Raw genomic sequence first — 13,668 nt, 5'->3', positions numbered from 1 at the left:
CTGAGATCGTTTGCAACGGTTTGTTAACCTCGTTGCAGTCTACGTTTCCAACGTCACCATAAGTCATATTTAATCCGCGGTTCCTAGAGTGGGAACTCTTTAAACCACTCCAGGCCACCTCATGCGCGCTGCGCCTTCGGTTCTCGTCCGCCGGTTCGTCCACGACCGGAGCGGCAATATCGCGGTGATTTTCGCGCTCGCCTGCGTTCCCCTGATCAGTGCGGTCGGCTGCGCCATCGACTATTCGCGCGCGACGATGATCCGGTCCAAGCTTCAGGCCGCGGCGGATGCCGCCAGTGTCGGTTCGATCGCCAAGGCTTCGCCCGCCTTCAAGGCCGCCGGCAACATGACTGCGGACGGCTCGATTTCGGTCGGCGTCACGGACGCCACGAACATATTCAATGCCAATCGCGCCAGTCAGTCCGGCTACACGCTGACCGGCCTCACACCGACCGTGGTCAAATCCGGCTCGACCGTCACCGCGACGGTTTCGTTCACCGCAACTTTGAACACCATGTTCCTCGGCGTGATCGGCAAGTCGGTGCTGACGTTGAGCGGCACGTCGAAGGCGACGGCCAGCATGCCGCTCTATATCGATTTCTACCTGCTGCTGGACAATTCGCCGTCGATGGGCGTCGGTGCGACCCCGGCCGACGTGCAGAAGATGGTCAACAACACGTCGGACAAGTGCGCTTTCGCCTGCCACGATCTCAAGGACAAGAACAACTATTACGACCTTGCCAAGAAGCTTGGCGTGACCACCCGGATCGACGTGCTTCGGAGCGCCACCGAGTCCTTGATGGATACGGCAAACGCCACCGAGACCTATTCAAACCAGTTCAGAATGGCGATCTATGATTTCGGCGGCTCTACAAGTTCGCTCGGCCTGCGCAGTCTGTTTTCGTTGTCGGCCTCTCTCTCCAGCGCCAAGTCGGCGGCCGGCAAGATCGACTTGATGTCGGTGAACGGCCAGAACGAGAATAACGATCAGGATACCCCATTCACCGCGGTCTTTCCCGCGATCAACGGCGAGATCAGCTCCCCCGGAAGCGGGACGTCGGCCAGTCCGCTCAAGTATCTGTTCTTCGTGTCCGACGGCGTGGCCGATGAGAGCAACACCGGATGCCTGAAACCGCTCTCGGGCAGCACGCGGTGCCAGTCGCCGCTCAACCCTGCGCTTTGCAAGACGATGAAGGATCGCGGCGTCAAGGTCGCGGTGTTGTACACGACGTATCTCGCGCTGCCGACCAACCCCTGGTACATGAAGTGGATCGATCCATTCAATGCCGGCCCCTATGGCCCGTCGCCGAACAGCCAGATCGCACAGAACATGCAGAGCTGCGCTTCGCCGGGCCTGTATTTCGAGGTCAGCCCGACGCAAGGCATCGCGGACGCCATGAACGCGCTGTTCAAGAAGGCGGTCGCGGACGCGCGGATCTCCGGATGAGAGCGCTCACCTCTCCCCGTAAGAACGGGGAGAGGGAGAAGACCTACGACCTGTAGTCCCCGTTGATCGCCACATATTCCTTGGTGAGGTCGCAGGTCATGACGCGGTCGCGGCCTTTGCCGAGGCCGAGCGAGACCAGAATCGCGATCTCCGGCGCCTTCATCGCTTCCGACACCTGCGCTTCGTCATAATCGGGATCGCGCGCGCCGCGCTTGGCGACGCGGATGCCGTTGAACGAGATCGACAGCTTGTCGCGATCAGCCGGCTCGCCGGCCTTGCCGACGGCCATCACCACGCGGCCCCAATTGGCATCCTCGCCGGCGATCGCGGTCTTCACCAGCGGCGAGTTCGCGATCGACATCGCGATCTTGCGAGCCGAGGCCTTGGTCTTGGCGCCCTCCACGGTGATCTCGACCAGCTTGCGCGCGCCTTCGCCGTCGCGGGCGACCTGCTCGGCGAGATTGGCGAGCACCTGGTTGAACGCCTTGACGAAGGCCTTCAGGCGCGGGTCGCTGGCGCGGCTGATCTTCGGCGCGCCGTGCTCAGCGGCGGCGCCGGTGGCGAAGGCCAGCAGCGTATCCGATGTCGAGGTATCGCCGTCGATGGTCACGGCGTTGAACGTGTCCTCGACGCCGCTCTTGAGCAGAGCCTGCAGCGCGGCGGGCGCGATCGGCGCGTCAGTGAAGATGAAGGACAGCATCGTCGCCATGTCGGGCGCGATCATGCCGGCGCCCTTGGCCATGCCGTTGATGGTGACCTTGGCCTTGCCGAGCTTGACGGTCGCGGTCGCCACTTTCGGGAAGGTGTCGGTGGTCATGATCGCCTTGGCCGCGGCCAGGTAATCACCGGGCTCGGCGGCTTCGGCGAGGCGGCCGAGCACGCCGTCGAACTTGGTGGCATCCAGCGGCTCGCCGATCACCCCGGTCGAGGCCAGGAAGACCTCGCTCTCGCTGCAGCCGACCGCCTTGGCTGCGATCTTCGCCGTCAGCGCGGTGGAGGCGCGGCCGGTCTTGCCGGTGAAGGCGTTAGCATTGCCGGAATTGACCACGAGCGCGCGCGCCTTGCCGCCCTTCAGCTTGGCGCGGCACCATTCCACCGGAGCCGAGGGGCACTTCGACCTGGTGAAGACGCCGGCGACCGCAGTGCCCTTGTCCATCACCGCGAGCAGCACGTCGGTGCGGTTCTTGTAGCGGATGCCGGCTTCGGCCGTCGCCAGACGGATGCCCGCGATCACAGGCATATCAGGGACGGTTTTGGGGGCGAGCGGGGAGACGGAGGAGGACATCGCGGGCGCCTTAATGCACAAATGGAATCGTCATGGCCGGGCTTGTCCCGGCCATCCACGTCTTCAGCACATGTTGATGAGGGTCTTAAGACGTGGATGCCCGGGACGTCTAGCGCGAAGACGCGCTTCGCGCTTTGCCCGGGCACGACGTCAAACTACTGAAGTCCGGGAACGAAGTCGATTTACTTCTTCGCCGGCGGCGCCATCTTGCTGTCGGACGGCTTCGCATCGGACTTGGCGTCCTTGGACGCATCCGCCGCCGGCTGGTCCAGCCGCTCGACCTTGGCTTCGGTGCGCAGCTTGGCGACATACTCGGCCTGGGCCTTGCGGGTCACGTACTGCTCGATCTGGGCCTTGACCTGCTCGAAATCGGGCGCCTTGCGGTTGCGCTTTTCCTCGACCTTGATGATGTGCCAGCCGAACTGCGACTTCACGGGGTCGGAGATCTTACCGGGCTCCAGCGAGAAGGCCACGGCCGAGAATTCCGGCACCATCTGCTCCTTGGTGAAGAAGCCGAGGTCGCCGCCGTCGGCGGAGCCGGGGTCCTTGGACTTCTTCTTGGCGAGCTCGGCGAAATCGGCCCCCTTCTCGAGCTCGGCCTTCACCGCCTTGGCCTCGTCCTCGGTCTCGACCAGGATGTGGCGGGCACGCACCTCCTGCTCGCCGGTGATCTGCTTGGCGGCCTCCTCATAGACCTTCTTCATGGCGTCCGGCGTGGTGGCGGCCTTGCCCTCGTTGGCGAGCAGGCTGTCCATCAGAAGCCGGTTGCGGGCGAAGGCCAGGCGCTTCTTGAACTCCTCGCTATCGGCGATTTTCCTGTCTTCGGCAGCCTTGCTGACGATCTTCATGTCGATCAGGAACGACAGGACGTTCTCGTCCTTGGTGGCCGGGTCCATCTGGGCGAGGCTCGGCCCGAGCTCCTCCTCGGCCATGGTAACGTCGCTCTTCTTGATTTCCGCGCCATTGACCTTCGCCAGCACCGGATCATCGGCGGCCCGGAGCGGGCCCGCGAACGCCAGGGACAGCGCCAGAGCGAGGCTGCCAGCCAGGGCGGACGCGGAGCGGAAGCGCTGGGTTGCCGGGAACGAGGTGGTCATGGAAAATCCTTATGTTGAAGCAGGGGGCTGCTCGAGCGGGGCGGACACTCGCCCAATCAGGGGGGCTTGGCAACGCGAAAAGTCTGTCAAAATGATGAATTAGCCGCACTGCGCCCGCCGTTGACAAGGCCCTGACCGGGCCATATCTCTGGCCGGTCGCGACCATGGCGATGGCGTTTATTTTGCTGCGTTTTTGGCCGTTGAACCCAGACTAGCCCAATTCCCACCCATATGGCGGATGACCCCCGCAGTCCGGGCTCTGACGCCGCGAAGCGTCACGGTGAGTTGATAGGCAGGCGGGTGACAACTTCTTAGGCCCAGCGCGGTTAAATCGCGAACACAGGAACCAGGCATGATCGGCGCGCTCGCCCGCAAGTTTTTCGGCTCCGCCAACGACAGGCGGGTGAAGGGATATCAGTCCCGCGTCAACGCGATCAACGCGCTGGAGCCCGAGGTCTCGAAGCTCTCCGACGAGGCGCTCAAGGCCCGCACTGCGGAATTCAAGCAGCAGCTCGCGAACGGCAAGACGCTCGACGACCTTTTGGTGCCCGCCTTCGCCACCGTGCGCGAGGCCGCCAAGCGCACGCTCGGCCAGCGCCATTTCGACGTCCAGCTGATCGGCGGCATGGTGCTGCACGAGGGCGACATCGCCGAGATGAAGACCGGCGAAGGCAAGACGCTGGTCGCGACACTGGCGGTCTATCTCAACGCGCTCGCCGGCAAGGGCGTCCACGTCGTCACGGTGAACGATTATCTCGCCCGCCGTGACTCCGGCTGGATGGGCCAGATCTACGGCTTCCTCGGCATGACCACCGGCGTGATCGTCCACGGCCTCGACGATGCCGAGCGCAAGGCGGCCTACGCCTGCGACATCACCTACGGCACCAACAACGAATACGGCTTCGACTATCTGCGCGACAACATGAAGTACCGGCTCGAGGACATGGTCCAGCGGCCGCACTTCTTCGCCATCGTCGACGAAGTCGATTCCATCCTGATCGACGAAGCGCGCACGCCGCTGATCATCTCCGGCCCGCTCGACGACCGCTCCGATTTCTACAACACCATCGATGGCTTCCTGCCCAAGCTCGACAAGACCGATTACGAGGTCGACGAGAAGCAGCGCACGGTGACGCTGACCGAAGGCGGCATGGAGAAGATCGAGACGCTGCTGCGCGACGCCGGCCAGCTCAAGGGCGAGTCGCTCTACGACGTCGAGAACGTCTCCGTCGTGCACCACATCAACCAGGCGCTGCGCGCCCACACGCTGTTCACGCGCGACAAGGACTACATCGTCCGCGACAACGAGGTCGTCATCATCGACGAGTTCACCGGCCGCATGATGCCGGGCCGCCGCTATTCGGAAGGCCTGCATCAGGCGCTGGAAGCCAAGGAGCACGTCCAGGTCCAGCCCGAGAACCAGACGCTGGCCTCGATCACCTTCCAGAACTACTTCCGCATGTACGAGAAGCTGGCGGGCATGACCGGCACTGCCGCGACCGAAGCGGACGAATTGTTCGACATCTACAAGCTCGAGGTCGTGGAGATCCCGACCAATCTGTCGATCGCGCGCCTCGACGAGGACGACGAGGTCTATCGGACCCAGAAGGAAAAATATCAGGCCATCCTCGCCGAGATCGAGCGCGCCAATGCGCGCCTGCAGCCGGTGCTGGTCGGTACCGCCTCGATCGAGAAGTCGGAAGTGCTCGCCGAATTCCTCAAGAAGAACGGCTACAAGCAGATCGATTTCGGCAAGGAGGGCGCGCTCGACAAGCTCTATGCCGCCGCCCGCGCCGGCAAGCCGGCAAAGCTGTTCGCGGTTCTGAACGCGCGCTTCCACGAGCAGGAAGCCTACATCGTCGCCGAAGCCGGCGTGCCGGGTGCGATCACGATCGCCACTAACATGGCCGGCCGCGGCACCGACATCAAGCTCGGCGGCTCGCTGGAGATGCGCATCCAGCAGGAGACTGCTGATATCACCGACGAGGCCGAGAAGGCCAAGAAGATCGAGCAGATCAAGGCCGATATCGAGCACTTCCGCGACATCGTGCTGAAGGCCGAGGAGACCGTCGAGGTCGAGCCGGCCAAGGGAAGCAAGCCTGCCAAGACCGTAAAGAAGCCCGGCGGCCTCTACATCATCGGCTCCGAGCGCCACGAATCCCGCCGCATCGACAACCAGCTGCGCGGCCGTTCCGGCCGTCAGGGCGATCCCGGCCGCTCGAAGTTCTTCCTGTCGCTCGAAGACGATCTGATGCGCATCTTCGGCTCGGACCGTCTCGACAGCATGCTGCAGCGTCTCGGCCTGCAAGAGGGCGAGGCCATCATCCATCCCTGGATCAACAAGGCGCTGGAGAAGGCGCAGCAGAAGGTCGAGGCGCGCAACTTCGACATCCGCAAGAACCTGCTCAAGTTCGACAACGTCCAGAACGACCAGCGCAAGGTGATCTTCGACCAGCGCGTCGAGCTGATGAAGGACGAGAGCGTCGCCGAGACCGTCGCCGACATGCGCCACGCCTTCATCGACGACCTCGTCGCCAAGCACGTGCCCGAGCATGCCTATGCCGAGCAGTGGGACGTCGCCGGGCTCAAGGACGAATTGAAGCGCGTGCTCGATCTCGACCTGCCGGTCGACGAATGGGCCAAGGAAGAGGGCATCGCCGACGAGGAGCTGCTGACTCGCATCGAGACCAAGGCCGACGAGCACATGGCGGCCAAGGTCGCGCAATGGGGTCCCGACGTGATGCGTTACGTCGAGAAGACCATCCTCTTGCAGACGCTCGACCATCTCTGGCGCGAGCACCTGATCATGCTCGACCATCTGCGCCAGGTCATCGGTCTGCGCGGCTACGGCCAGCGCGATCCCCTGCAGGAGTACAAGACCGAAGCCTTCAATCTCTTCCAGGAGATGAGCGCTCACCTGCGCGAGGCCGTCACGGCGCAGCTGATGCGCGTCGAGATCGTTCCGCCGGAGCAGGAAGCCCCGGTGCTGCCGCCGATGGAAGCGCACAAGTTCGATCCGAACACCGGCGAGGACGAGATGGCCCTCGCCAGCGTCACCCTGGGCGCCCAGGCCACGGATGCCTCGATGCGCGATCCGAAGAACCCGACCAGCTGGGGCAAGGTCGGCCGCAACGAGGACTGCCCGTGCGGCTCCGGCAAGAAGTACAAGCACTGCCACGGGCGGTATGCTTGATCGATGATCTCAAAACCCGGCGAACTCGCGGTGTTGTCTTGGCCCACGAGTTCGCCAGGCGTCGAATGTTTCCGATCCATATGATGCCTGCTGGTCTTCCGTTGCATCACGAATGGTAGGCGCACGCCATTGAGGATGGCTGGCGCACAATTGTCAGACGGTCCTTTATCCGTCACACGCGGCTGAGCACGCTTCAGTCATCTGGCAACCCGCCTCAGCGCCTGTTCCTGTGATCACTCCGGAGTGCTGCTGCTTCTGCAGATGGCCGGCGGCCACTCGCTCGCGCGGCTGCGTCGCTGAAGAACTCTTCGCCCGGAGAGCCAATGGTCAAAGCGCGGCATCGTGTCTCGGCGAACGCCCTCGGGTAGACCATCCAATTTTTTACCACTGCTCATTGTGATCTGGATCACCGCTACAGAGCTCAATCCGTGGTTTGATTGAATCACGAGACGTGGCCTGAAAATTGGGAGCCAGACAATGTCCAAACGCGCGCTGCCAACCGCCTTTTGTGTCCTTGCCCTGAGTCTTTACGCCTGCGGTTCCGCCCCTGCGAGCCAAGTGGGCGGATGGTGGGGCGGAACATGGTCGTGCAACATCGACGGCCGCCCGGCCCGGATGAAATGGGCCGCCGTCGATGACAGTCAGACAACCTGCAACGGCAACACTTGCACCAGCACTTCGGGAGCACGCTGGTCAGGCCGCTTCTCAGATAATGGCTCGCGATGGGTGAAGTTGACAAATCCACGCAGCGGAACCCAGGGCGGCGTGTACTTCAACCATGCCGACGGCAACAGATGGTATCTAGCCAAGCCGGTCAGCAACAAGGCTGTGGGCTGGACGACATGGAATGGCCAACGCTATCGCCTCTCGTGCTGGCGATGATGCGCGAATGCTTTCCTCTGGCCGTGCATTGAAACGGCAGATGTGTGTGTGCGCTTCGCAAGGCGCCACGCTCCACTTCACGAGGTCTAATTCGAGCTGTCGATCAAGCTCTCCAGCAGCCGCTTGAGCTCGCTCGTCGGCTTGTCGCCGTAGCTCTCCAGGATATGCTCCTCCTGATCGACCGCGAGCGAGTTGAGCTTCTTGCACAGCACCTTGCCGCGGTCGGAGATGAACATCAGCACCTTGCGGCGGTCGTTCGGGTCCTGCACGCGGTAGACCAGCGTGTCGGAGACCATGCGGTCGATCATCTTCGTGAGCGTCGGATGGTTGAGCAGCACGGCGTCCGCGAGCTCGCCCATCGAATGGCCGTTGCCGTCCGACAGCACTTTCAGGATGCGCCATTGCTCGACCGGCACGCCCTCCTTGCTCAACCTCAGTTCGAGCTGCCGGTTGATTTCCCGGTTGGCTTGCGCGAGCAGGTAAGCGAGGTGTTCGGTGATTGGGGAATTTTGTTTCGGCGGTTTTGCCACGGCTGAGACTTCGCCTTGACCCAAATGAGTGAATGTCTAGCAATCCATGCTGCATCTATATGCACTTCAATTCTTGAATATTCAATATTTTCAAAATAAGATCATTGCCCAACAAAAGGGCGGAAGCCGCGGCCGCCTGCTCAATGTGCTTTCAGGTCTGGTCTCAGACAGGAGTTGGCGTGCGCGCGACGGTGAACTTCCCGGCTCACGGCGGCTCGGCGTTACCGCCGTCCTTGCTGTTCAGGAATCTGTCGTCTTCGGCAGCTGGCGGTGCCTTGTCGCCGCACGATCACGTCTTGTTCAAGCGCCGCGGCGTCAACAAGCTGCGCGTCGGCGGCTTCATCTGCTGCACCGGCTCGCCTGGCGTGTGGGGCCCGTGTGCCACGAACAGCGCGCAGCTTGCCGTCGCCGAGATCAACAAGCGCGGCGGCATTCTCGGCCGCGAGCTCGAACTGTCGATCTACGATGCCGGCGGGCCGCTGGATGAGGTTCTGGACCGCGCCGAGCAGGCAATCGTATTCGACGAGGTCGATCTGATCGTCGGATTGCACACCAGCGCGGTTCGCGTGGGCCTCCGCGACGTCACCACACGCCACCGCATTCCCTATATCTACACGCCGGTCTACGAGGGCGGCGAGCGCACGCCCGGCGTGATGGCGATCGGCGAGACGCCGCGCTGGCAGAGCCGCCCCGCCATCCATTGGCTCGCGGACGTCAAGAAGGCCAAACGCTGGTACCTGATCGGCAGCGACTACGTTTGGCCCTGGCAATCGCATCGCGCGGTGAAGAACTACATCAAGGAAACCGGCGGCCGCGTCGTCGGCGAAGAGTTCGTCCCGCTCGGCGAAGACAATCACGGGCCGCATCTGGCGCGGATCCGCGCCGCCAAGCCCGATGTCGTGCTGATCTCGCTGATCGGTACCGACAGCATCACCTTCAACCGGGCCTTCGGCGAATGTGGGCTAGGCGCCACGACGCTGCGGCTCGCGGGCGCGATGGACGATACCGTGCTACTCGGCATCGGCGCCGACAACAGCGAGAACATGTTCTGCGCTTCCGGCTACTTCACCGGCACCGGCGCGCGCGCCAATGACGACTTCCAGAGCCGTTATCACGCGATGTTCGGGCCGAATGCGCCGCCGATCGGCTCGGTGGGGCAATCGAGTTACGAAGGCCTGCGCTTCCTCGAAGCCGTTGCGAACAAGGCTGGTTCGCTGGCGATGCGGCCGCTGCTCGCGGCCGGCCGCAACATCGTCTACAGCGGCGCCCGCGGTCGGGTTACCGTCTGCAACGGGCACGTGCGGATGCCGATGCATCTCGCCGAGGCCGACGGTCTCGATTTCAAGCTGATCAAGCCGCTCTGACCGCCTCGCGGCTAGATCGGCCAGCGCATTTGCAAAATAATACTTGAAAAGGAAAATATTTCCGTTTTGAATGTTTCGGCGAGGCCGCGGGAGCGTGCGTCGCGCCGGGGCGGCCACGCCCAACGTTGCAAAGAACTTCAAGGAGAGCGCCGTGACAGTTGCCCTTCCCACGCCAGCCCAACTTCGCAGTGTCGCCGAGCAATGCGGCCTTTCGCTCACCGATGACGACGTCGCCTCGTTCCGCGGTCTCATGCAGGGCTCGATCGAAGCCTACAATCTCGTTGCCGCGATGCCGGACGAATTGCCCGAAGTGAAATATCCGCGCACGCCGGGCTACCGGCCCTCGGCGGAGGAGAACCCGCGCAATGCCTGGTATCGCAAGTCGACCGTGAAGGGCGCCGCCAGTGGCAAGCTCAAGGGCAAGACCGTCGCGCTGAAGGACAACATCATGCTGGCCGGCGTGCCCATGACCAACGGCTCGTCGACCTTGGAAGGCTATGTGCCCGATTTCGACGCCACCATCGTCACGCGCATGCTGGATGCCGGCGCCGAGATCAAGGGCAAGGTGCATTGCGAGCATTTCTGCCTGTCCGGCGGCAGCCACACCGGCTCCTACGGCCCGGTGCATAATCCGCACAAGATGGGCTACTCGGCCGGCGGCTCGTCGTCGGGATCGGGCGTCGTGGTCGCGCTCGGCGAGGTCGACATGGCCATTGGCGGCGACCAGGGCGGCTCGATCCGCATGCCGTCGTCGTTCTGCGGCATCTACGGCATGAAGCCGACCTGGGGCCTCGTCCCCTACACCGGCATCATGCCGATAGAAATCTATGTCGACCACACCGGCCCGATGACCGCGACGGTCGCCGACAACGCCCTGCTGCTCGAAGTGCTCGCCGGCGACGACGGCTACGATCCCAGGATCAAGGCGCCGAAGGTCGAGGAATACACCAAGGCGCTCGGCCAGGGCGTCAAGGGCATGAAGATCGGCATCGTCAAGGAAGGCTTCGAGCAGCCGACAGCGGAAGCCGCCGTGAACGAAAGCGTGCGCGAAGCCGCAAAGCGCTTTAGGGACCTCGGCGCCACCGTCGAGACCGTGTCGATCCCGATGCACCTCATGGGCGGCGCGATCTGGACGCCGATCGGCACCGAAGGCCTGACCCAGACCATGATGTTCGGCGACGGTTACGGCCTGTCCCGCGGCGATCTCTATTCGACCTCGCTGATGGATTTCCATCGCGGCTGGCGTCGGCAGGCCGACTCGCTGTCCGAGACCACGAAGCTATTCATGATGCTCGGCACCTACATCAACAACAATTTCGGCCCGCGCTTCTACGGCAAGGCGCTCAACATCTCGCGCCGGCTGACCGCGGCCTACGACAAGGCCTTTGCGGATTACGATCTGCTCCTGCTGCCGACCACGCCAATGAAGGCGACCAAGCTGCCGGAGCCCAATGCCAGCCGCGAGGAATATGTCGCCCGCGCGCTCGAGATGATCTCCAACACCGCGCCGTTCGACATCACGCACCATCCCGCGATGTCGCTGCCCTGCGGCATGGTCGACGGCCTGCCGGTCGGGCTGATGCTGGTCGGCCGCATGTTCGAGGAATCTACCATCTACCGGGCCGCGCACGCCTTCGAGCAGATCGGCGACTGGAAGAAGATGTGAGCCAGAGAAGATGTGAGCCAGGTGTCGATGCAGGCTGACGGAACACAGAAGCGTTTTCAAGCGAAGTGGATACCGGTTCGCGCGAAGAAAACGCGTCAAAACAAGAATCCAACGCATGACTAACGCGTTCGTCGCGGCGTTCGAGATCCTGAGCTTCGGCGCGATCATCGTCCTGATCGTGCTGGGGCTCGGGATCATCGCCAGCATGATGGGCATCTTCAACTTCGCGCAGGGCGAGTTCGTCCTGCTCGGCGCCTACATCACCTATCTCGCTTATGCCAAGGGCCTGCCGATCTGGGCCGGCATGGTTGCGGCGCCTTTCGTGGTCGGTGCGCTCGGCTTCGTGCTGGAGGCGCTGATCATACGACGATTCTACGCCGCGCCGATCGTTGCCATGCTCGGCACCTATGCGCTCGGCCTGATCATCCGCGAGGCCGTTCGCGGGCTGATCGGCGGCTTCTACCTCACCGTGCCGGAGCCGATCGGCGGCTCGATCGACATCGGCGCCATGCATATCTCGGCGTGGCGCTTCACCATCATCATCATCACGCTGCTGGTGATGGGCCTCTGCTATCTCTTGCTGTCGCGGACCAGCTTCGGCCTGCGCGTGCGGGCGACGCTGGAGAACCCGTCGCTGGCGCGTGCGTCGGGCATTTCGACGCCGCTGATCTACGGCGCGACGTTCGCCTTCGGTGCGGCGCTCGCGGGCCTTGCCGGCGCGCTGATCGTGCCGGTGTTCAGCCTGTTTGCCGATCTCGGCCTGCGCTTCCTGATCCAGGGTTTTGTCGCGGTCATGGTCGGCGGGGTCGGCTCCTTCATCGGCCCGGTCGCGGGCGCCGGCGTCATCGGCACGCTGAGCGCGGCGCTGCCCTGGGTAATGGCACCCGTCGTCGCCGACGTGCTCGTCTTCGTGCTCGCCATCGTCTTCATCAAATTCCGTCCGCAAGGTCTCATCGCTGGAAAAGGGGTTTAATCACATGCTCGATCGTACTCAGCTCACGCGACGTCGTTTCCTGTCCAATTTCGCCTTTGCATCCGGCGCGGTCGCAACCGGCGTCGGCAGCTGGGTGATCCCTGCGCCCTGGGCCAATGCGGCCGAGGCGCCGATCAAGGTCGGCATCGCCACCGATCTCACCGGCCCGATTGCGTACGCCGGCAACGCCGACGCCAACGTCGCGAAAATGGTGATCAAGGAGATCAACGCGGCCGGCGGCCTGCTCGGCCGTCCGCTCGAGCTCTACATCGAAGACACCGCATCCAACGAATCCGTCGCCGTCGGCAACGTGCGCAAGCTGATCCAGCGCGACAAGGTCGACATGGTGCTCGGCGGTATCACCTCGTCGATGCGCAACGCGATCAAGGACCCGATCGTCGCGCGCGGCAAGACCCTCTACATCTATCCGCAGCTCTACGAGGGCAAGGAGTGCACGCCATACCTGTTCTGCACCGGCCCGACCCCGGCGCAGCAATGCGACGAGTTCATCCCCTGGCTGATCAAGAACGGCGGCAAGAAGTTCGCGCTGCCGAGCGCCAACTATGTCTGGCCGCACACGCTCAACGTCTACGCGCGCAAGGTGATTGAATCCAACGGCGGCGAGGTCGTGTTCGAGGAATATTACCCGCTCGACCAGGTCGACTTCTCCGCAACCGTCAACCGCATCATCTCCAACAAGGTCGACGTCGTCTTCAACACCGTGATCCCGCCCGGCGTCGGTCCGTTCTTCAAGCAGCTCTATGAAGCCGGCTTCCTCAAGAACGGCGGGCGTCTGGCCTGCGTCTACTATGACGAGAACACGCTCAACATCAACCAGGCCGCCGAGATCGAAGGCCTCGCCAGCTGCCTCGACTATTTCAAGGTGCTGACCAAGGAGAACCCGTTCGACGCCAAGATCCAGGCGGCCTATGAAAGGGATTTCCCGGGCAACTTCCTGTTCGCCGCCGGCAGCGCTGCCACCGGCACCTATCGCGGCCTCAAGCTGTGGGAAGCCGCGGTCAAGGAAGCCGGCAAGATCGACCGCGAATCGGTGGCTGCCGCGCTCGACCATGCCAAGATCGCCGAAGGTCCGGGCGGACCCGCCGAGATGGTGCCGGGCAAGCGGCACTGCAAGATGAAGATGTACACCGCCGTCGCCAAGAGCGGAAACTACGAGATCGTCGGGCGAAGCAACGGCCTCGTCGATCCCAAGGAATGCTGATTTTTCGCC

At 63.2% G+C, this 13,668-nt stretch carries 10 protein-coding genes; 7 read left to right on the top strand and 3 right to left on the bottom strand.

Going from position 1 to position 13,668, the window contains the following annotated elements:
- Positions 1 to 121: 121 nt before the first annotated feature.
- Positions 122 to 1,447, top strand: coding sequence for a TadE/TadG family type IV pilus assembly protein (locus I6F17_RS33685; RefSeq protein ID WP_225130274.1), 1,326 nt, complete (start codon positions 122 to 124; stop codon positions 1,445 to 1,447).
- A 43-nt stretch (positions 1,448 to 1,490) separates the two neighbouring features.
- Here the strand turns inward: I6F17_RS33685 and argJ are convergent, their stop codons facing one another.
- Together argJ and I6F17_RS33675 are read right to left on the bottom strand one after the other, a co-directional pair.
- Positions 1,491 to 2,732 carry a bifunctional glutamate N-acetyltransferase/amino-acid acetyltransferase ArgJ gene (argJ, locus tag I6F17_RS33680; protein WP_225130273.1) on the bottom strand — a complete coding sequence of 414 codons (1,242 nt, stop codon included), beginning with the start codon at positions 2,730 to 2,732 and terminating at the stop codon, positions 1,491 to 1,493.
- A 182-nt stretch (positions 2,733 to 2,914) separates the two neighbouring features.
- A complete protein-coding gene (locus tag I6F17_RS33675) occupies positions 2,915 to 3,829 on the bottom strand; it encodes a peptidylprolyl isomerase (protein ID WP_036042584.1) in 915 nt (304 codons plus the stop codon).
- Positions 3,830 to 4,181: 352 nt separating this feature from the next.
- Between I6F17_RS33675 and secA the strand changes: the two genes are divergently transcribed.
- Together secA and I6F17_RS33665 are read left to right on the top strand one after the other, a co-directional pair.
- Positions 4,182 to 7,022: a preprotein translocase subunit SecA gene (gene secA, locus I6F17_RS33670; protein ID WP_225130272.1), complete on the top strand. Its 2,841-nt coding sequence runs from the start codon at positions 4,182 to 4,184 to the stop codon at positions 7,020 to 7,022.
- Between the two features lie 477 nt (positions 7,023 to 7,499).
- Positions 7,500 to 7,904 (top strand): DUF6006 family protein, encoded by a 405-nt coding sequence (locus I6F17_RS33665; protein ID WP_157785187.1) that lies wholly within the window; start codon positions 7,500 to 7,502, stop codon positions 7,902 to 7,904.
- 86 nt (positions 7,905 to 7,990) lie between these two features.
- Here the strand turns inward: I6F17_RS33665 and I6F17_RS33660 are convergent, their stop codons facing one another.
- A complete protein-coding gene (locus I6F17_RS33660) occupies positions 7,991 to 8,434 on the bottom strand; it encodes a MarR family transcriptional regulator (protein WP_036042586.1) in 444 nt (147 codons plus the stop codon).
- A 179-nt stretch (positions 8,435 to 8,613) separates the two neighbouring features.
- Between I6F17_RS33660 and I6F17_RS33655 the strand changes: the two genes are divergently transcribed.
- The 4 genes from I6F17_RS33655 (at position 8,614) to I6F17_RS33640 (ending at position 13,659) form a co-directional block, all read left to right on the top strand.
- Entirely contained in the window at positions 8,614 to 9,798 is a 1,185-nt protein-coding gene (locus tag I6F17_RS33655; protein ID WP_225130271.1) for a substrate-binding domain-containing protein, read from the top strand.
- Positions 9,799 to 9,949: 151 nt separating this feature from the next.
- On the top strand, positions 9,950 to 11,464 hold the full coding sequence (locus I6F17_RS33650) for an amidase (protein ID WP_225130270.1): 1,515 nt from the start codon (positions 9,950 to 9,952) through the stop codon (positions 11,462 to 11,464).
- A 115-nt stretch (positions 11,465 to 11,579) separates the two neighbouring features.
- On the top strand, positions 11,580 to 12,437 hold the full coding sequence (locus I6F17_RS33645; protein ID WP_225130269.1) for a branched-chain amino acid ABC transporter permease: 858 nt from the start codon (positions 11,580 to 11,582) through the stop codon (positions 12,435 to 12,437).
- A 4-nt stretch (positions 12,438 to 12,441) separates the two neighbouring features.
- Entirely contained in the window at positions 12,442 to 13,659 is a 1,218-nt protein-coding gene (locus tag I6F17_RS33640) for a substrate-binding protein (protein ID WP_036042600.1), read from the top strand.
- The last annotated feature ends 9 nt before the right edge of the window (positions 13,660 to 13,668 follow it).

This window comes from Bradyrhizobium sp. NBAIM18 (genome assembly GCF_020193825.1).
GTDB lineage: Bacteria > Pseudomonadota > Alphaproteobacteria > Rhizobiales > Xanthobacteraceae > Bradyrhizobium > Bradyrhizobium yuanmingense.
The sequence above is the reverse complement of the archived record's forward strand: the minus strand, read 5'-3'. Positions and strand labels throughout refer to the sequence as shown.